Genomic DNA, 20,635 nt, shown 5'->3' on the forward strand with positions numbered 1-20,635 from the left:
AGGGACACTGGGATCTAGGGAATGTTCAAAAAACTGTGTCAAATCAACTCATACACTTCATTACCAACTTCATGATGAAGTTCTGCAGTTGGATGGAAATAATCAAAAAAGAAATAATCCTTTAGTGTTTCTTCGCTACACCCAGGGTTATAGTGAACGTCAAGTTCCCCTTTAAATATCAACTTTAAGAGTATTTTTATATTTTCTTTAAATCTCCCAATTTGGTCTGCAATGTTCGATGTGCATGCATCTTGACAATTTAAACCTTTGCTCTTGTATTCGCTAAGCATACTTTTCATTTTAGAGTTAAGATCAAATGCTTTTATTTCAAGATTTGTACTTTTCTTCATATAATCTAAGCCATTAGCCAATTTTGCATTGAAACTCTCTGTGAGCTTCGTAGCTAGTTCCCTTGCTTCTTCATCTCTATTAAAAGCTGGTATTGAGCCAACTTCAGGTGCGTTTGCAACAACTACATGCTTAACACCATGTTCATTTAGAACCTTAAGTGCATTACATATTTCACTCACTGCTTGTTCCAACACTTCTTCCGCTTTAGTATCGTCATAAGCAGTGGCAACCATAACATCATTTCCGCCGATTATGATGCAAAATAAATCTTCTTCACCTATATCTGGATGATGTTTAATTACCGCATCTAGCTGGTTAGCTAAACGAAATTTATTGAAGAAATAAGAAAAAATAGGGTCAAAAATTTCAGACGCTGTTGCACATGAAACTGCATAGTTTTGACCTTGCTGTTCGTGGCATCTACCAAAAAATGAATAACTCCACCCAGGTTTAAATTCGTCTAAATCTAAATATTTTGCTACATATTCAACAGCAGTAGGGCCATTGCTAAAAGATCCTCCTTGATAAAAAGGGTCATCAAACTTTACGCTTTTTGCAAAGGATAAGTTATTTAAAATTCCAATGATTGCGCCATTATCGGATAAACTATCACCCAGAACATAAAAATTTCTATACTTTGAATTAGAATTGTCATTTTTGTTTGTCATAATATTTACCGTAGATTAGCATGTTGTTTCATTAGATTCATAAAAAAAAATAGCGGTGCAACTTTTTTACAACCCCCATTTTAAACTTTATTGTGCATTTCCTTCATATCATACCTTTTTGAAAAAACGTTTTATTTTAAAAACGCTCTGACTTTTTCTCCACTTTTTCCGGGCAAAATCAGCTTCTTCTTAACTTGACACGTATACTTAAAAGAACCCTCTAAGTTTTCTAGCGCGGCTTGGATGTTTCAACTTGCGCAGTGCTTTTGCCTCTATTTGCCTAATTCTCTCACGTGTTACATTAAAAATTTTTCCTACTTCTTCTAAGGTATGCTCCTTCCCATCTTTACCAAGGCCAAAACGCATTCTTAGAATTCTTTCTTCCTTTGGTGTTAAAGTTGCAAGAACATTGGTTGTAATGCCACGCAAGTCAGCAAGTATTGCAGCATCCTCTGGTCTGGAGACTCGCTTATCTTCTATACAATCACCGAAGGTACTACTATCATCCTTTCCTGTTGGAGCTTCAAGACTTACTGGGTCCCTTGCTATTTTCATAACTTTGCGTATTCTTTCCAGTGGCATTGTCAGTTCTACACTTAATTCCTCTAACGTCGGCTCTCTTCCCATCTCATGAGTCATTTTTCTTAATGCTCTGTTGATTTTACTGATAATTTCTACCATATGAACTGGTATTCTAACTACTTTAGACTGCTCAGGTATTGCCCTAGTGATTGATTGTCTTACCCACCAAGTGCCATAAGTTGAAAATTTATATCCACGTTTGTAATCAAACTTATCCACGGCCTTCATAAGACCAATATTGCCTTCTTGTATCAAATCAAGCAGATCAAGGCCTCTTTTTGAATACTTCTTAGCAATGGAAACTACTAGCCTTAAGTTAGCCTTAATCATCTCTTGCTTTGCTTCAGAGACTTCTCGTTCGTGTTTTTGTATTCTCCTGATTAGCTCCTTAAATTCTTGCACGTTATCTTCCTGTATATGCTGCTTAATACCGTTCAAAGTACTAGCTATATGTTCAGAGTTATCGTCTATAAACCTTAAAAATTTGTTTTTTAATTCACCTGTAAAAGAGGACTGATTTTCATTGATCTTTAAAAGACTTATCTTTTTCAATTCGTGCTTTAAAAGCACGTCATCATAAACTTTATAGAAACTTTCTCTATCGATATCGTATTTTCTAGCCTCAGCAATAAGATTAGCCTCTTCAAGCGTGATGGATCTATTTATCTTATAAAGTTCTTGTGTAATTCTGGCAACAGCAGCATCACTTAACTTAATTTGTAATGCTATAGACCATATTTGACTATATAAATTCTCTAGTTCATCAGAGGAATCTTTAGAATTTTTTCTTAATACCAATGCTTCATTTGTTAAAGTAATTATCTCATCCAATGCAACTATGACCTTTGGCAATAAGTCACTTTCCATTTCAAGAATAGAAACATTTAAATTCGCTGAATTTATATCTTCATTATCACCGTCTTTCTCATCATCACTTTTTTTACTATCTTTCTCATCATCACTACAGTACTCAGCATCTTCAGAAACATCCTCAGAATCCTCAACATCTTCAGCACTTTCTTCACTCTCTTCTTTGGGTACCACATTAAAGTCAGAGTTATAAATTGCATCCAGATCTATAATTTCTCTCAGTAAGAGAGCTCCGCTACTTAAATCATCACGCCATACTTTTATCACCTTTAATGTTACTGATGTTTCAATTATTGCACGTAACATGTTATGCTTTTCAGATTCAATTTTTTTTGCTATCTCGATTTCATCTGCCCTTGACAAAAGCTTTACAGAGCTCATGTCTTGTAAATAAATCCTCACTGGATCATCATTTTGTACTAAAGTTGCAGTAACATTTGGCGATGTGTCATCATCATCAAGTTTACTATCATCACTGTTGGAAGGAATATCTTCTTCATCTTCGCTACTTTCAAGCACATTAATTCCGGAATCCTGCAATAAAGATATAGCATCATCTATAAAATCAGACGAAAAATTTTCATCTGATAATTTATCATTTATATCATCAAAGGTGACAAAACCACCTTTTTTTATACTTTTAGTTACAAGATCTCTGATAATTTTTTTCTTATCTTCTGCATCATTAATAGTTGACATCATTACCTTTATAGTTTATAATTTTATTTCTTATTAACAAATAAACTTACAACGAGCAAGTCTATAATTTTACTTTTAACTTGTGGCTATTCGTTACTTCATATAGTTTAAGATACTGTTAATTTATGTACACTTGTCTTGATCAATTGTTCCATACTTTTCTTCCATTTTTACTGCTATGGACAATCCAACTGAAAATGTTGCAATTCCAACCACTATAGCAGTAAGCATTAAAACATGAGGTATAGGATTGCTATATGAATAAAAATTTGAAACCAATATAGGAGGCAAAGAATTTTTTATATATCCTAGAGATATGTAAAACAACAAAACAGATGCTTGGAAGACGCTTACCCCTATCATTTTCTTGATTAAATTTTTATCGTTTATAATAATATATAAACCTAGCACCATTAATACAATAATAATCGTATAATTATATAAAGTCATTGTTTTTTCCTACGAGCAAAATTCATATATATAATTAACATAGAGGAGCAGACAGTAAATGCTACACCTAATTCCACCAAAAAAATACCCAATTTTTGACCGGTTCTATTATTGGCTGACAAGATATCATAAGATAAAAAATTTTGGCCAAGTAAAGTTGTTGCAACGCCCGTTCCTCCATAAATTAAAATACCTAACACGTTAGTCAATCTAATCACAGAATAAGGTATTGCTTTTAGAGTTGTAGATACACCAAATAGCATTGAATATAATATTATCCCGGAGGCAATAATTATTCCTGCTTGAAAACCTCCACCCGGAGTGTAATCACCGTGAAATTGTATGTATAAACCAAATAAAATGATAAAAGGTATCATCAAAAATGTTACTGCATTTAATATCGGATCTTTAATCATTGTCTTTTTCTTCTTTTAATATCAACGTTATACAAAGCGCAGCAGTAAAAACTACTATAGTTTCTCCAAACGTGTCATAACCACGAAAGCTTGCCAAAACAGCTGTCACTATATTAGGAATACCGGTAGCTTTTTCGGTATTTTCCACATAATAAGGAGCAACATGCAAGTGGATCGGAGCATTGTGGCTGCCAAAATCTGGCAATTGAATCATAAAATATGACAAACATACAGCCAGAAATAACATAAAAAAAAGCGTTATAGGGTTATGAGATAGATTTACTTTATGATTCTTTATCAAGGAGAGTGCTGCAAACGTAAAAATCGTACTGAGCCCCGCACCAACAGAAGCTTCAGTAATTGCAACATCAGGTGCATTCATAATTAAGTATATAAGCGCAATAAGTGAACTAAATACACACATTAGAACAGCACTTACGACTAAATGTCGCGAGAAGACTATAAAAACCGTAACTGTTAGTAACAACAAAAGTAGCACTATATTTAATATTTCTAACACCTTAACCTTCTTTAACAGTTTTTTTCTTAACTTTATAATAAGTGCGCGCTAAAATATAGCCATTAGTTGAGCTAGCTACCCATATTATAAGAATTAATAATATTATTTTAACAGTATTGATTGAAAATCCATTCTGCAAAGCAAAACCAATTAACAATAGCGTTGCACCGCTAGAATCTGTAATACCTGCTGCATGTAACCTAGTATAGAAATCAGGAAATCTAATTACTCCCACACTTGAAATGATTACTGAACAAATGCCTAAAAATATAAGAACGGATCCTATCATAAATTATTAAAACAACATTAATCTCATTAGTGCTATAGTTGATATAAAGCTAATGCTAGCATACAACAATGCTATATCAATTAAAAAAAAATTATTCAGAATGATTGATATTGCTGTTATGAGTACAACTACTTGCGTTGAGAAATTATTGAACGCTAAAACCTTATTGTACACATCACTTGACTTAGACACTATGCGGCACAACATTATACTCATACAGAACAACAGTGTATAGATAGCAATGTGAAGCATTTAAAGACTATGTAACTTCAGTAGATTTCTAAACGGATACTTCTTCATCGCCATCTTGATCATCTATTTCACCATCCACTTCATAATCTTGGCTTTCTTGACTTGGATCAAGATCTGTGTAAAATTGACCATCAGAAAAATTTAATAAATTCGCTAGCTTACTTGTATTACTGCTGTAAACATTATTCATATTTCCTTTCATGTACTCCTTGCATCTACCTACCAAAAGGTTAAATAGCTCATGAGTATCCACCTGTTTTTCTGCTATTTCACATAAGGAAACTATGGTGTTTTTATGGTCTTTAAACTGAACTGTTTGAACTGGATTACTTGCTCCTGTATTTAAATCATGTGTTCTTTGACTTGCCAATAGAACCAATTTGAAACGGTTACTTACCTGTTCTATACACTTTTCTACAATAGACTCAGCCATAAGATACTACCTTAATAAGTTTTATACTATATCACAAAAAACAAGTTGTCAACTTTGTATCTATTGCGATTCAACTTCATGTTTTACTTTTTCTGCCTCAGATTTTATTTCTTGGCTTTCTGTCATCGTGATTGTTATTTCATGATCAAGTTTTTTTAGAAATCCTAACAATCGCTCTAAAGAAAAACCATCTATTTTACCATTTTTAATTTGTGATACCTTTGGCTGATCAATACCAAGTTTCTCAGCTGCAAAAGCCTGAGTCCAAGCATTTTTTTCTATAATTTTATTTATTATATAAAGCAACTTTGTTTTTATTGCTGCACTGTCTAAGTTATTTAACGATATTGTTTCCATAATTCTTATACTCACATATCAATTAACTTTATTAAATATTATAGCATAATATTTAATATACCAAGATATTAATATCATATAACTTGTCAATAATTATATGATATCAAATTTAAAACTTTAAGTTGATTGTATATTAATATTTCAATCAAATTTCTAGTAATTTTAAATTACCATTTTACCATCAGCCTCTCTGAAAAAATCATTTACAGAAAGAACAAGCTAAAATTACAAAGCTTGAAATACAAAAATAATTATTTTATAAATTTATCTTACATAAGAAGTTTATATCTCTATATCTTAACATAGATATTTATTTAAATTTTTAAAATTTCTATTTTAACGAGAATTCTATATACTATATTTATAATATAACTTAAATATTTGTTGCTTTTTAGCTGGAACACTATTTAGTTAGTAAGTAAAATTGTGTTGAATATGACAAAAATAAAAAAAGATGTTGCTGTTATTATGGGAAGTGAGTCAGATTACACCACTATGGTCCATACCGTCGATATGCTAAAAGCATTAGAAGTTTCACATGACATATTCATAATATCTGCACATAGAACACCAGAAAGGCTCTTCAATTTTGCTAAATCTGCACAAGAAGAAGGTTTTAAGGTTATTATAGCTGGTGCAGGAGGTGCAGCTCATTTACCTGGTATGGTTGCGTCATTAACTTGTTTACCAGTTATCGGCGTTCCTGTGCATAGTAAACAATTAAATGGGCTGGACAGTCTACTCTCTATAGTTCAAATGCCAAAGGGTGTTCCAGTTGCAACCATGTCTATAGGAGAAAATGGAGCATATAATGCTGCCATTACCGCCGTATCTATATTGTCAATTTCCAACAGTGAAATTGCAGGTAGGTTAAAAAAGTGGAGAGAGAGACAGATCAAAGAAGTAAAAGAAAAACCAGTTTCATAATAAATCTATGGCAATAATCCTTCTAGACACAAAAACCATAAACCGTATAGCAGCGGGGGAGGTGATAGAAAGGCCAGCAAGTGTAGTAAAGGAATTAGTGGAAAATGCAATAGATGCTGGAAGTTTAGAAATAGAGATCAAAATAGAAAGTGGTGGGCGTAACCTTATTATTGTGACAGATGATGGTAACGGAGTAGAAAAAAACGATTTAGAACTTGCGTTTATGCGCCATGCTACTTCAAAATTGAGCGATAGTGAGTTGATAGAAATCAAGCATCTTGGCTTTAGAGGAGAAGCTCTGCCTTCAATAGCAGCAGTAAGTAGGATAAAATTATCGTCTAAAGCAAGCGGAGCAAGTGAAGCATGGTCTATAAGTTATGAGGGTGGAGAAAAGATGGGGGAGCTAACTCCTTACTCTTTATCACAAGGGACACATATTGAAGTACGAGATTTGTTTTTCGCTACCCCAAATAGACTAAAATTTCTAAAAACCGAAAGAGCAGAAACTCAAAGCATTGTTGATATTGTAAATAACCTAGCAATGATTAACTATCATATAGGGTTTACTCTCACTTCAGGTAATAAAAAGCTCTTAAAATACGCTAAGCAGACTTCGTTATTTCATAGATTGTGTGAAGTAGAAGAAGAATTTCAGGGCAATTCTTTGGAGGTCAATGAAGAAGAAGACGGCATCAAACTTACGGGACACATCTGTAAGCCAACCGTCAATCGTGGTAAGTCAACTCAGATCTATACATTTGTTAATGGAAGGCCAATTAAAGATAATTTACTTATTGGTGCGGTTAGGTATGCATATCATGATTTTATTCCAAGCGATAGGTATCCTTTTGCAGCGTTACATTTAGAGATACCTTATGATCAAGTAGATGTAAATGTGCATCCAAATAAATCAGAAGTAAGGTTTCAGAATAAGAAGCTCATATATGAGATAGTGACAAGAGGATTAATCAAAGCATTGTCAAGAAGGATAGGCACCTTTGATGTCATTCCAGCTAGTGACCAGAAAACTACTAATACAATAGAGGGTTTTTTGAAAGGTTCATTATCAGATTCTTTTGATAAATCTGATGTTCAAAATGAATTTTATGAAAGAAGGCCAAGTCCTTTTGAAAATCAACTAATAAAAGAATTTGCTTCTCCAAATGAAAAAGCAAAAGGCTTATCAGAACAGTCAAAATCGTTTGATTATACCGGCATACAGAAATCCCCATCACAAGCGGAAATTATGGTTCTAGAAAAAAAGGTGTTAGAGCAAGTTGATTTGATAGAGAGCCACCCGCTCGGGTTTGCACGCTGTCAGGTCTATAATACTTACATTATTGCCGAGGTAAGAGACAAATTGATTGTAGTTGATCAGCATGCAGCCCACGAGAGGTTAGTATATGAATGCCTAAAACAAAAATCAAGTATAAAAAGACAAAAACTACTTCTTCCTGAAACGGTTGAAATCAAAAATCAAGCTGGAATGGAGATGATTGAAATCTATAAAGATAAGTTATTTGAAATGGGTTTTGATATTGAAATCAAATCAGAGAATAAAGTGATAGTAAAAGAAATCCCTGCAATTTTGGGAGCAATAGATGTGAAAGAGATGCTAATTAATATAGTGGGTAGATTAACGGAAATAGAAGATACATTGCCAGTAGAAGACAAAGTGAACAAGATATTGGCTACTATCGCTTGTCATGGATCAATTAGAGCAGGCAGGAAAATGAGGTTAGAGGAGATGAATGAGCTGCTGAGACAAATGGAAAAAACTCCATATTCCGGGCAATGCAACCACGGAAGACCAACTTATATAGAAATGAAACTCAGTGATATTGAAAAACTTTTTGAGCGCAGGTAATGAGGTTGCCATAAATATGTAAGTGCTCTTTCCTCGTCATCCAAGTAGCTCATAGAAACGGATTAAACGAAAAACGACTTGACAAACTCCGCCAGCTCCCTTATCATGACAATAAGGGTATTTATGACTCAAAACTTGTTTTTGACCTGCAGGCTCAATGACAAAATTCAGTAAAAAAACTCAGGTATTTATTGGCGGATTACATAAAATTATAGCGGCTGCATGTCTTTTAAATTTTTTCTACATTCAGCCAAACCGCGCTTAAACTAAGCGTCAGCACATTATTACAGCGCCACTTACAGTAATATAGAGTCAAAACTCGCTACTCGGGGCTTCTTTTGCCTTTTTTTTCGTTTGGTAAATTTCTTAATGTTTATAGCTCAAAGAGAGGTGTCATTCCAGCACTTGATGCTGGAATCCAGGAATTTTATCAAGTATAAAAGTTATGTTAAAATGCACCATTTATGGAAAACTAGATCCCAGTGTCTGGGCACTGGGATGACGAGAAAGGAGCACTGGAATGACATCATAGGGGCGCTGGAATGACACCCTTTCCTAGATGGAGATAAATTACAATGTTTGTACAGTTATGGGATTGCGCAGTGGATGCAGTTTAACATAAAAAGCTTTGCTTTTTGAAATTTTGGGTTATACTTAACTTCAACACTATTAGCAGGGGTAATGATCATGAATAAAGAAGAAGCTTTAAAAATATTAGGCTTAAATGCAAATCCCAGTGAGCAAGAAATCAAAAAGGCATATAGAAAATTAGCCCTTGAATATCATCCTGATAAACATTCAGGTGAGAGTAAGGATGTGCAAAAACAAAACGAGGAGAAATTTAAAGAATTAGGTGCTGCATATAATTTTCTTACCGGAAATGATGTAAAAGAAGCTACAACATTTAGTGGTGAAGATTTAGATAGAGTTAGTTCTACCGATGATTTATTAATTCTTTTGTGCTTTGCTATTCTCAAGAAGCAAAAGGATTTTTTAGAAAAGTTACTTTCTAGGTTTAAAAGTGGTGAAGGCGAAGAGTTTGGTGATTATATTAACGAAAAGAACTTTACAACATTTGATAATTCACTGTTATATATTGCTTGCCTTCTGGGTTACACTGATATTGTAACACTGCTTTTAAAACACAAAGCAAACCCTGACTTATCAAAGGATTATACACCATTACTTACTGCATGTTCGATGGGTCGTGCTGATGTTGTAGAAATACTTTTAAAATACAAGGCGAACCCTAATTTATCAAGCGGGCCAAACAATTTTCTACCATTGCTTACCGTTATTTTTTCGCATACGAATGATAGTAATAAAGAAAATTACATTAAGATTACAGAGCTATTGCTAAAATATGGTGCGGATCCCAATACATTAGTAAAAGACAGTATTAGAGTTATAGAGTGTACTGAAAGCAACATCTTGAAGCGTACATTTATGTTGCATGGCAATAATAAGATTAAAAAATTAATGGTGCAATATGGTGGCGTTGACCGTCATTACCTTTTTACTTACGGGTTATTTGCCACTTATTTTACTTCATGCATGATAATCCACGTTTCGTCTATTTATAAACTAAGTAATTATGAAATACCTATTTGTATATTTGCTATATTATTCTGTACATATAGGGCCTTAGAGGCAGCATTTTTTGCAAAAACAAAAGAACCTTCTCCTGAATTTGCTGAAGTTATTACTGAAAAAGTAGTAAATAATGTTGGGCTAAATGCCGAGGACAATTCTAAAAGAATTGACAATGCATTAGCTTAATCACAACTGTACGAGAATTGTGATTTAAGAGCAATCTCCACCAAGAAGGGTGTCATTCAAGTAGCTGACACTGGAATAACGTCCTCCTTTGTCATCCAAGTACCCTCTTCTTGTCATTCCAGTGCTTGGCACTGGGATGACACCCTGACAATCGTCATCCCGCTACTTGTTAGCGGATGAGATACCGTGAATAAATCACGGTATGACGGTTCGCGGTGGTATAGTAATTCGTCATCCCGCTACTTGTTAGCGGGATCTATGCTAAGAGATACCGCGAATGAATCACGGTATGACGTGTTTAGCCATAGAAACTAAAAAAGTTCTTTTTTAAAAAACTTAAGTTATACTTATAAGTGTTTGATATCTTATATAGTAATTATGTCGAGTTTAAGCTGCCTTTATGGCGATAATGCAGAATTTGTGGAAGAAATGTATAGCCGTTATCTGCAGGGCGATAAATCAATCGGGGAAGATTGGTATAGAATTTTTTCAAGCAATTTAGAAGTTAATAAAGCAGAGCCCTGCAATGCAACTAAGGTAGATGATTCAGTTTCTAGTTTAGCAAATTTCTTCAGGTCCTATGGTCACTTTTTTGCAGACTTAAACCCATTGTCACCAAGTGAGAATCAATTAATAGATTACCAAAAATATTCAAATCTATCTCCGGCAAGTGACGCTGAAATCTATAGAGATATTTACTGCAAGAATATCGGTTTTGAATTTATGCATATCTCCTCTTATGAGGAGAGAATATGGCTGCAGGACAAGATCGAAAATCAAACCTATACGCTGAGTTTACAAGATAAAAAGGAAATCCTGAGGCACTTGATCGAATCTGAGATGTTCGAGCAATTTCTCCATATGAAATTTCCTGGATATAAGCGTTTTTCTATCGAAGGTGGAGAGTTAGCTATTGTTGCGATTGAGAGAATTATTAGTGATTCTGCGGCTTTTGGCATTGAAGAAGTAGTTCTTGGCATGGCTCACCGCGGACGACTTAATGTTCTGACCAAAGTTATGGGCAAAGAATATGCGGCAATGCTATCTGAATTTCAAGGCAACCTTGCATACCCAAGTGGTCTTGAGGTGTCTGGTGATGTTAAATATCACCTTGGTTATTCTTCTGATCGAGCACTTACAGGTGGCAAAAAAATACATTTAAGTTTATGCCCTAACCCATCTCACCTTGAAGCGGTGAATCCGGTTTTGGCTGGAAGAATAAGAGCAAAACAGAATATAAGGTCTGTGCTTGGCATATCAATTCATGGTGATGCGGCTTTCATCGGTCAAGGTGTCGTTGCCGAGACCTTGAGCCTAAGCAACATTGAAGGTTATAAAGTGGGTGGTATTGTGCACATTGTTATAAACAATCAAGTTGGTTTTACTGCTAACCCATGCTGCGCACGATCCTCTTTTTATTGCACTGACATAGCAAAATCAATAGAAGCTCCGGTTTTCCATGTGAATGGAGATAACCCGGAAGCTGTGAGTTTTGCTGCAAGTCTGGCGATGGAATATAGGCAGAAATTTAAAAAGGACGTAGTGATTGATATAATATGCTACCGCAAATACGGCCATAATGAAGGCGATGAACCGAATTTCACTCAGCCACTTATGTATAAGCTGATATCAAAACATAAAACTCCTGGAACATTGTATGAAGAAAAATTGACTGCAGAGAAAGTATTAGATGGCGATGAAGTAAATAAATTGCGCAGTGAGTTCAGGGCAAAATTAGATAAAAGTCTTGCTGAATCAGTGACTTACACTCCAAAAAAAGCTGACTGGTTCGGTGGAGTGTGGTCAAAATTAAGAAGAGCAAAGCTGAACGATTTGAGCGAATACTACACGGATTCTGGTGTTCCGCCAGATGAGTTGAAAAAATTGGGTGTGCATATAAATAGCAATATTCCAAGTAGCTTTAACATTAACAATAAGGTTAGAAAAATACTCGATGGAAGAATAGACAGCATAAATTCTGGTAGCAATATAGACTGGGCAACTGCCGAAAGTCTTGCATTTGCGTCACTGCTTACAGAAGGAATAGGAGTGCGTTTATCAGGACAAGATTCTGGTCGTGGGACTTTCTCGCACCGTCATTCAAGGCTTGTTGATCAGGCAACAGAAGAAGCGTTTATTCCGCTAAACAATATAAATGAAAAGCAAGCTCACTTTGAGGTCATAGATAGCGCTTTATCAGAGTATGCTGTAATGGGCTTTGAATATGGATATAGTCTTGATTCTCCGTATTCACTGGTGCTCTGGGAAGGACAATTTGGTGATTTTGCAAATGGTGCACAAATTATGATCGACCAGTTTATCGCATCTGCAGAAACAAAGTGGTTGCGATCAAGCGGTCTAGTTCTATTGTTGCCCCACGGTTATGAAGGGCAAGGACCTGAGCATAGCTCCGCACGTATAGAGAGATTTTTGCAACTCTGCGCAGAGGATAATATGCAGGTAGTTAATTGTTCCACTCCGGCGAATTACTTCCATGTCTTACGCAGACAAATGCATAGAGACTTTCGTAAGCCTTTAGTAGTGTTTACACCTAAATCACTATTGCGTCATAAAAGAGCAGTTTCTAACCTATCTGACTTTGAAGGAAAATTCCTCACGGTAATTCCAGAATGTAGAACAGGTTTAGTTTCAAATAATGAAATACGTAAAGTTGTAATATGCAGTGGTAAAGTTTATTACGATATAATTGAAATGCTTGAAACACAAAAAATAAACGATATAGCAGTGATACGTTTAGAACAATTCTATCCGTTTCCGGCCGATAAATTAAGCAGCGAACTTGAAAAGTACAAGAACGCTGAAATTATATGGTGTCAAGAAGAACCAAAAAATATGGGGGGATGGTTTTTTGTCAACCCATTGATAGACGAGGTGTTATCTGACCTCAATATTCAAGCAAAAAGACCTAAGTGTATCGCAAGACCTGCTGCTGCATCTCCTGCATGTGGTTATGCTAGTGTTCACACTCAGCAACAGGAGGAAATTTTAAAGCAGCTTAATTAAACTTCACCTCTACTAGTGGAATGTTATTCCAGCTATTGCTTCCATAGTCATCAATAGAAGCGTTTAAGTAATCTGTATCAAAGCGCACGGGCACATCAAATTCGAAGCTCGCAGTGATTATCGCATCTTTTACTGGTGGCTTCATAAATGTTATTTCTCCCGTTGAATAATTTACTGAATATTCACTCTCTTCTTTACCATTTAAATAAATCTTTACTGTCCCATGTACTGGCTTTTTGATCATGCGTATATGCTTATCTTCCCCACTTACATAAGTTTTGATTAGCTGAAAAGTCGTTTTTTTGTTATCTCCTATACCAATCTTTTGATTAATGGCTATAAAATCTGACCAATCCTTAAAACGAAACCCTATTGCTTTACCTTTTCGTGCATGAAAAAATGTTATGAGTTCTGTTAGCTGCTCGTTTGATCTGACCCCGTAAGCTATGTTGTATCTAGTGCGTGCATGAGACCAATTGATGTTGCGCTGTTCACAACCGTTATGAGTTGTTACAACGTCAGTGGAAAATTCCGGTCCTCCAGTGGAACCATAAGATATATTTTCTGGAAATCTAATTTCTGTGAATGACATATGTCCTCCTATGAAAGTAAAATTAAAGTAATTTGAGCTAAATAACACCAGGTCATCCTGATTAAAAAGTACAATTATTGATGTCTGTGCTTGAGAGAAAACTTGCTAATTGAATGGTATCTTAAGTGTAATTTAAGCACCACGCCTACGGTACATTGTACTCAGGTTCGTTTACGTTGTCAAGTAAAAAAATAAAATTTTATAGCAAATTAATCGCTGAAGCTAGTTTTTGCTTGCGACTTAATTCATCTACTTTTTTGCGTAATACATTCAAATCAGTTGCTCCTACAAACAGACTATCCCCAATTATTAAAAAAGGTGTGCCACCTACTCCCAAATCTCTTACTAGGAGCTTACTGCCATTTATCATTTGCTCAATTTTGTCCGCGTTATTTTTCATGGAATTATTAAAGTCGTCTTCATTAATCCCTATGCTTTTCACTATATCCAATATGCTTTCGTCTGAAAATCCTCCTTTGTGACTTAAAGCAGAATAGTGAAAGTCGAAATATTTTTCTTTATCAATAAAGTAAACAGCTAAAGCGCTTTTTGCTGCCCTTAAAGAGTCATTACCAAGTATTGGAGCATCCCTAAAGATATACTTAATTTTACCGTCGTTAATTAACTGTTTTATATCGTCTTTTATAGTCTTGCAATATCCACAAGAATAGTCAAAGAAACCTACAGCTATAACACTACTATTTTCATTTCCGGAGTAAGGATAAGTAAGGTCAAATATTTGATCCTTGTATTGTGAAATTTTACTTTTGGTCACATTATCTCGAGCAGCGTAACTACTTTTAATCGACTCCTCTTTGAGAGTTTTTACGATCTTATCAAAATTTCTACTTATATAATTATCTAATTTCTCACCTATATAATCATCGCTTAGCATTTGGCTGCGATTTGAAAGCCAATTGTTTATTACTGGTAAACTTGCTACTGCCAGTATAAGGATCAATAAAAACGATATTCTAGACATACACTTACTTAAAGAATAATCAGACACATTATATTAAATAAATGTTCAATCTTAAGATATAAAAACATTTATATCAAGAAATGCAAACTTTATAAAGTGAAATTTAAGCATATTGTTGTAAAGTTCATTAGAAGATTTGGTGATGAAAACTTGTGCAGAGTTGGGGATTTGAGAGATTTGGATGGTCTTTACCGTCACGTCTAGCAATTGTAAGTGTGGTAGTAAAAAGTTGATTATCTTGTAATTGCCGCATATAATACTGGTAAACGCGGCGGTAAATTATATGAATGATTGGTAAAGAAACAGCCATCCTAGAAAGTAAACTTCTTTCCTAATCAGCTGGCTGTTTGTATTATAGGCAGCATTGTGTAAGTCTAATAAAATGATTTTTCAGTAAATATGGTGACGTAATGAAATTTTTAAAAACTCTCTTTAACTTAGCATTATTAGTACTTTTTGTAGCTTCTACAGCTGAAGCGAGGTGGAGCAAGTATGAAGATGCTTCCGTTGAGGTCAAATTTTCTAATGTTAACATTAGTGTTAATAAGGATGGTACCTATGAAGTGGAAGTTGAACAACTAGTAAAAATACTCAAGGAATCTGAGCGTAGCAGATTCTCTCCGTATAGTGTTATTTATAATGGTGATAGTACAGACTTGACTGTTTTAGAGGCTAAAACAGCTTATAACGGAGAGGAATATATAGTCACTGAAGACATGATGGAGGATAAACCATTGGCTAGTCCTGGCAAAAGTTTCGATCAGTTAAGGCAAGTAACCATATCATTTTCTAAAATAGAAATTGGTACCGAAGTATATTTAAGATATAAAAGTATTAACAAAAAAGTCCCTGTTGATAATTTTTATAGCTTGAGCTTTTCTTATTATGGGAATTACTTCCAAGCAGAAAATACTAAAATCAATTCTAAATTACCTCTAGAGATTAAAGTTAATGATCCAAGAAACGTATTAAAGATCGTTGAGAAAAAAAAGAATGATGTACATTCTATAAGTATTACTTTAAAAAAAGCAGTTTATGAAAACACAATAAATGAGCCACATAATGGAATATTGAATATTAAACATAATACTTGGGTATCATTGTCAAGCTTATCTAAATGGGAGGATTTAGCTAAAAAATTAGCGCCTGGATATCATAGCGTCATTAATCAGCCACTTCCTGCAACTTTTACAGCTATAGTAGGATCTGCTGCCAATAAGAATACTGATGAGGAGAAAATTAATGCTGTTACTTCTTTATTGAACGAAAAAATCCAATACATGGGAGATTGGCGTACAGTATCAGGAAAGTATTTTCCGAGAGATTTAGAGAAAATTGCTGATTCTCAAGTCGGGGATTGCAAAGACTTTTCTGCCAGCACGGCTGCTATTTTACAAGAACTTGGTTATAAAGTTCAACCTATTTTAGTTATGAGGGGAACTACTGGCATTTCCAATCCTGAAGCGTTACCTAATATGGATAATTTTAATCATGTGATGCTTAGAGTAACAAATAAAGGTGGAAAAATATATTGGATTGATCCAACTAATACTGTCAGTATGGCTCAGGGTATTTTCCCAGACATTGCTAATAGGAATGCTCTAGTACTGGATTCTGAGGAAGCTAGTTACATAAAAATTCCTGCTGTGCAAGCTGAAAACTCAAAAGTGATATCCTATAGTGAATTAACTATAGAAGATAATGTTGTAAGTGAACGCGGATGGCTTACTGTTCAAGGGGAGTCAACTCTAAGCTTAACAGGTGTTGGATTATATTATTCAAACGAACAATTAAGAGATTCTGTTTTTCGTATGATTAGTGGAGTATATCTTGATGAAGAAGAAAAGAAGTTCTTAGAGTTACCTGATCTTACTTTGCGTAATGTAGAGGGTCTTACAATTAAGTATGAATTTCAGCAAAAAAATAAGGTTTTTAAGACAAATCTAGGGCCTGCTTTGAATTTAGGAAATAATTGGCTTAATGATGTTGTGAATACAGCTTCTGATCAAGTATCAGACCTTTTTATCGGTATTCCTAAAACGAAGGAAAGTCATATGATAATAAAAGATATTAAAATTAAAAACTGTGAAAGTTTGAATTTTGAAATAGATACTCCTTGGTTATATGTAAATAGGTTCTGTAAATATAAAAATGATGGAACTGAATTTAGCAATGTAATAGCTATAAAGAAAAGTTTTATTACTAATGAAGAGTTAAAGACTGCTGAATATAAAAACTTAAAAAGCGAGCTGGAGAATAATTTTTCTAAGGCCTCTATAGTAATCAGTGAATAGATAATTGTCTTATGTACTTATTGTGCTGGAATCTGGGGAAAAGCACTACTTAGTAGACTTAAATACTCAAATATGTACACCAACTTACGCGACTTCATTAAAGCCTTAGAAGAAAAAAAAGATCTGATTAGGATTAAGGAGGAAGTTTCAACAGTTCTTGAAATGACAGAAATTCACCGTAGGGTTTTGTCAAACAAAGGGCCAGCTATAATTTTTGAGAATGTTGTTAAAGAGAATGGTAAAAGCTCGATCCCTGTTTTGGTGAATTTATTTGGTACTATTAAGAGGATTGCATTGGGGTTGAACATAAACCCTGGTGAACTAAGAGATCTTGGTAAACTTTTAGCATTTTTGCGATCACCTGAGCCACCAAAAAACTTCAAAGATGCCGTGAAAATGTTTCCTTTACTAAAAGTTGTATTGTCGATGCGAAGTAAAGTTGTGAGCAAGGCTCCATGTCAAGAAGTGGTGCTAACTGGGGATGAGGTGGATCTTAGTTTGCTACCTATTCAAACATGCTGGCCAAATGAACCTGCACCACTTATCACCTGGCCAATTGTGGTGACAAAAGGCCCAACGGAAGACAAGCAAGATAACTTCAATCTTGGAATATATCGTATGCAGGTTATAGATAAAAAAACGACTCTAATGCGCTGGCTTGCACATCGTGGTGGTGCAGGTCACCACAAACGATGGAAAGAGAAGGAACAAAATATGAAATTTCCTGCTGCTGCTGTGATCGGTAGTGATCCTGCAACAATTATTGCTGCGGTAACTCCAGTGCCAGAAACATTGTCAGAATACCAATTTGCTGGGTTGCTGCGCAAAAAACCGCTTGAGCTTGTAAATTGTAAGACTATTCCGCTTCAAGTGCCAGCTCATGCAGAGATTGTTCTGGAAGGCTATGTAAGTTTGGATAGATATCAAGATGAAGGGCCATACGGAGATCACACCGGCTACTATAATTCTGTTGAGCAATTTCCAGAATTTAATATTACTGCAATTACTATGCGCAAAAATCCAATTTATCTCAGCACTTTCACTGGCAAGCCACCTGATGAACCATCAATTCTTGGTGAAGCGCTCAACGAAATCTTTGTGCCCATTCTTATCAATCAATTTCCAGAGATAGTGGATTTTTATCTACCACCAGAAGGTTGTTCATATAGAATAGCGGTGATATCGATAAAAAAGTCTTATCCAGGGCAGGCAAAAAGAATTGTTATGGGCATACTTTCCTTTCTAAAGCAATTTTTATACACGAAGTTTATTATCGTTGTTGATGATGATATAAATGTACGTGATTGGAAGGAAGTGATGTGGGCAATATCAACGAGAATGGACCCTGTGCGTGATACAATCATGATAGAAAATACACCTATTGATTATTTAGACTTTGCTTCCCCTGAAAGTGGCCTGGGAGGTAAGATGGGATTTGATGCAACAAATAAAATCCCGCCTGAAACCAAACGAGAATGGGGAGAGAAAATTAAAATGAGTGAGGAAATAGTAAGAAAAGTCACGGAGAAGTGGGAAGAATATGGATTGACAGGTGATTAAATTATGATGTAGCCTATCGCCGTATATCCGGGGGTGGGTTGTTGTGAGGCTTTTTCACTTTTTATTCTTGTTAATGTGTTTTTCTCTGTATTACTATGCGGGTTTTATATTTTCGCCCTGCCCAAAAGCTACGGTTTGCTTTTCACCTGGAGAAGATTGTGCTGTACCGATAATCAGCGTAATAGATCAGTCTAAAAAATCTATCTTAGTTCAAGAATATACATTTACTCTTGGAACAGTTGCAAAATCTTTGATTAATGCTAAAGAACGCGGTGTTGATGTTAAAGTCATCTTAGATAAATCGCAACTCTACTCAAAATATAGTGTTATAAATGAATTATTTTCAGGTGGAGTACCAATTTGGATCGATGATAAGCCAAAGATTGCTCATAATAAGATAATGATTGTTGACAATCAAAAAGTCATCACAGGGTCATTTAACCTTAGTAAGACAGCTAAAAAAGGAAATGCTGAAAATTTATTAATTATTACAGATTATCCTGAATTGATTCAGCAGTATGTGAAAAACTGGGAGGCACGAATGTCACAATCTTATAAATATGCTCCCAACTAATCGAGAGCACTTGCTTAAAATCAGTTCTAAAAACAGCAAGAGAGAGCTTTTTTGATTGATTGGCATAATGATTATGATATAATGAACTAAAAGTTTAAGGAATAAAGTAATGGATTATATAAATGATGCTGCCGGTAGCTACACTGCCATTCATGATTTTTTTCAAAACAACGGTGTTGGAGATTACAAAGTTCAATGCAGTTATGGTGGGGTGCCGTATGCTACTGATGAGTACGTGCATTCTGGCGATAAATTTTGGAGTAATAATTTCATAGACTCACATTTTGGCAGGGAAATAAAAATGTATCCTCAAAGTGAACTTTTAGCTAAAGAATATGCTGGAAATACGTTGCCAGTTTCAATATCACTAGATAAGGATTTAATAAAAATGAAGGAATGTCAGAAAAAAACGAAATTTATGGAACTAGAAAGGGAGTCAGGTGATTTAGTGTATGATAAGCAAAAGCATGTAAAGTGTTACACAACAAAGCTATCATATGATGATGTACATATTTACAATAACGATAAAGTTTCAACATTTAGCATAAAATACGACGTGCCAAATGATCCGAAATACAGTTTAAATATAACATTTACAAAGGTTAATGATAATAAACCAGGATTTTGGCAAAAATTTAAAAACATGTTTTAACGTGACCATTCACTAGACTTCTTTCAAAATTGTTAGAGGGAGTGTAAGATCAAGTATTTGAAAGCATGAAATATAAGGAAATAGAAAAGTTAGAAGGAGAAAAGTTTTGACGTTTAACAGGGGTAAAAAAAGCAACATTTGAGCGAATGGTAGAAAACATGATTTTCGGATGTTTAGAAAATCAAAGGTAGCAGTATTGCCACAAACTAAAATCTTAGCTGATGCCGGCTACAGGGAAATGCAGAAGATACACAAAAATGTTGTATTACCGCACAGGAAAACGAAAAAGAATCCGTTAAGCAAAGAACAAAAAAAAGAGAACAGAACACTTATGATCCAAAGGGCAATAGTTGAAAACGTAATTGAAAAGGTTTAAAATCATTTCCGATAGACATAGAAACCGACGAAAACGTTTTGGTTTAAGATTTAATTTGATTGCTGCTATCCACAATTTTGAGCTCCTTATATGAATTTTGAAAGAAGTCTATTAATGCCTA

At 34.7% G+C, this 20,635-nt stretch carries 20 protein-coding genes and 1 pseudogene; 10 read left to right on the forward strand and 11 right to left on the reverse strand.

The genetic code is table 11. The features are described from left to right. Positions 1–38: 38 nt before the first annotated feature. The 9 genes from AAGD99_RS02935 to AAGD99_RS02975 all read right to left on the reverse strand — a co-directional run bounded on the left by AAGD99_RS02935 (position 39) and on the right by AAGD99_RS02975 (position 5,887). Positions 39–1,019 carry an SGNH/GDSL hydrolase family protein gene (locus AAGD99_RS02935; protein ID WP_341822546.1) on the reverse strand — a complete coding sequence of 327 codons (981 nt, stop codon included), beginning with the start codon at positions 1,017–1,019 and terminating at the stop codon, positions 39–41. Between the two features lie 207 nt (positions 1,020–1,226). Beyond that, on the reverse strand, positions 1,227–3,170 hold the full coding sequence (gene rpoD, locus AAGD99_RS02940; protein ID WP_341822547.1) for an RNA polymerase sigma factor RpoD: 1,944 nt from the start codon (positions 3,168–3,170) through the stop codon (positions 1,227–1,229). A gap of 123 nt (positions 3,171–3,293) precedes the next feature. Next, complete coding sequence (locus tag AAGD99_RS02945) at positions 3,294–3,620, reverse strand: cation:proton antiporter subunit C (RefSeq protein ID WP_253302472.1); 327 nt, start codon at positions 3,618–3,620, stop codon at positions 3,294–3,296. Continuing rightward, positions 3,617–4,036, reverse strand: coding sequence for a Na(+)/H(+) antiporter subunit B (locus tag AAGD99_RS02950; RefSeq protein ID WP_164224942.1), 420 nt, complete (start codon positions 4,034–4,036; stop codon positions 3,617–3,619). Before AAGD99_RS02950 ends, AAGD99_RS02945 begins: the two co-directional genes overlap by 4 nt. After that, positions 4,029–4,556, reverse strand: coding sequence for a DUF4040 domain-containing protein (locus AAGD99_RS02955; RefSeq protein WP_341822548.1), 528 nt, complete (start codon positions 4,554–4,556; stop codon positions 4,029–4,031). The genes AAGD99_RS02950 and AAGD99_RS02955 overlap by 8 nt, the downstream gene beginning before the upstream one ends. A 1-nt stretch (position 4,557) precedes the next feature. Further along, complete coding sequence (mnhG, locus tag AAGD99_RS02960; RefSeq protein ID WP_096617042.1) at positions 4,558–4,845, reverse strand: monovalent cation/H(+) antiporter subunit G; 288 nt, start codon at positions 4,843–4,845, stop codon at positions 4,558–4,560. Positions 4,846–4,851: 6 nt separating this feature from the next. After that, positions 4,852–5,097, reverse strand: a complete 246-nt coding sequence (locus AAGD99_RS02965) for a monovalent cation/H+ antiporter complex subunit F (RefSeq protein WP_341822549.1) — start codon at positions 5,095–5,097, stop codon at positions 4,852–4,854. A gap of 28 nt (positions 5,098–5,125) precedes the next feature. After that, a complete protein-coding gene (gene rpoZ / locus AAGD99_RS02970; RefSeq protein WP_341822550.1) occupies positions 5,126–5,530 on the reverse strand; it encodes a DNA-directed RNA polymerase subunit omega in 405 nt (134 codons plus the stop codon). A 60-nt stretch (positions 5,531–5,590) separates the two neighbouring features. Then, positions 5,591–5,887 carry a helix-turn-helix transcriptional regulator gene (locus AAGD99_RS02975; protein WP_341822551.1) on the reverse strand — a complete coding sequence of 99 codons (297 nt, stop codon included), beginning with the start codon at positions 5,885–5,887 and terminating at the stop codon, positions 5,591–5,593. Between the two features lie 435 nt (positions 5,888–6,322). Between AAGD99_RS02975 and purE the strand changes: the two genes are divergently transcribed. From purE to AAGD99_RS03000, 5 genes are all read left to right on the forward strand, one after another. Beyond that, entirely contained in the window at positions 6,323–6,814 is a 492-nt protein-coding gene (gene purE / locus AAGD99_RS02980) for a 5-(carboxyamino)imidazole ribonucleotide mutase (RefSeq protein ID WP_341822552.1), read from the forward strand. A 7-nt stretch (positions 6,815–6,821) separates the two neighbouring features. Beyond that, positions 6,822–8,681, forward strand: a complete 1,860-nt coding sequence (gene mutL, locus AAGD99_RS02985; protein WP_341822553.1) for a DNA mismatch repair endonuclease MutL — start codon at positions 6,822–6,824, stop codon at positions 8,679–8,681. Between the two features lie 369 nt (positions 8,682–9,050). After that, positions 9,051–9,227 (forward strand): hypothetical protein, encoded by a 177-nt coding sequence (locus AAGD99_RS02990; protein ID WP_341822554.1) that lies wholly within the window; start codon positions 9,051–9,053, stop codon positions 9,225–9,227. 141 nt (positions 9,228–9,368) lie between these two features. Beyond that, positions 9,369–10,460 carry a DnaJ domain-containing protein gene (locus AAGD99_RS02995; protein WP_341822555.1) on the forward strand — a complete coding sequence of 364 codons (1,092 nt, stop codon included), beginning with the start codon at positions 9,369–9,371 and terminating at the stop codon, positions 10,458–10,460. Between the two features lie 378 nt (positions 10,461–10,838). Then, positions 10,839–13,484 carry a 2-oxoglutarate dehydrogenase E1 component gene (locus AAGD99_RS03000; RefSeq protein WP_341822556.1) on the forward strand — a complete coding sequence of 882 codons (2,646 nt, stop codon included), beginning with the start codon at positions 10,839–10,841 and terminating at the stop codon, positions 13,482–13,484. Here AAGD99_RS03000 and AAGD99_RS03005 read toward each other — a convergent pair. Together AAGD99_RS03005 and AAGD99_RS03010 are read right to left on the reverse strand one after the other, a co-directional pair. Further along, on the reverse strand, positions 13,477–14,076 hold the full coding sequence (locus tag AAGD99_RS03005; protein WP_253307282.1) for a TIGR02217 family protein: 600 nt from the start codon (positions 14,074–14,076) through the stop codon (positions 13,477–13,479). The two genes, AAGD99_RS03000 and AAGD99_RS03005, sit on opposite strands and share 8 nt — an antisense overlap. A 199-nt stretch (positions 14,077–14,275) precedes the next feature. Continuing rightward, positions 14,276–15,058 (reverse strand): DsbA family protein, encoded by a 783-nt coding sequence (locus AAGD99_RS03010; protein ID WP_341822557.1) that lies wholly within the window; start codon positions 15,056–15,058, stop codon positions 14,276–14,278. Between the two features lie 410 nt (positions 15,059–15,468). Between AAGD99_RS03010 and AAGD99_RS03015 the strand changes: the two genes are divergently transcribed. The 5 genes and pseudogenes from AAGD99_RS03015 to AAGD99_RS03035 form a co-directional block, all read left to right on the forward strand. Next, on the forward strand, positions 15,469–17,352 hold the full coding sequence (locus AAGD99_RS03015; protein ID WP_341822558.1) for a DUF3857 domain-containing protein: 1,884 nt from the start codon (positions 15,469–15,471) through the stop codon (positions 17,350–17,352). Positions 17,353–17,424: 72 nt separating this feature from the next. Beyond that, positions 17,425–18,912: a UbiD family decarboxylase gene (locus AAGD99_RS03020; protein ID WP_264732499.1), complete on the forward strand. Its 1,488-nt coding sequence runs from the start codon at positions 17,425–17,427 to the stop codon at positions 18,910–18,912. A gap of 43 nt (positions 18,913–18,955) precedes the next feature. After that, entirely contained in the window at positions 18,956–19,486 is a 531-nt protein-coding gene (locus AAGD99_RS03025) for a phospholipase D family protein (protein ID WP_253309843.1), read from the forward strand. A gap of 109 nt (positions 19,487–19,595) precedes the next feature. After that, positions 19,596–20,138: a hypothetical protein gene (locus AAGD99_RS03030; protein WP_341822559.1), complete on the forward strand. Its 543-nt coding sequence runs from the start codon at positions 19,596–19,598 to the stop codon at positions 20,136–20,138. A gap of 142 nt (positions 20,139–20,280) precedes the next feature. After that, positions 20,281–20,608, forward strand: a pseudogene (locus AAGD99_RS03035) (transposase family protein); the annotation flags it as partial. Positions 20,609–20,635 lie beyond the last annotated feature (27 nt).

Origin of the sequence: Wolbachia endosymbiont (group A) of Clivina fossor, assembly GCF_964026865.1 — a bacterium.
In the GTDB taxonomy this organism is placed as follows: domain Bacteria; phylum Pseudomonadota; class Alphaproteobacteria; order Rickettsiales; family Anaplasmataceae; genus Wolbachia.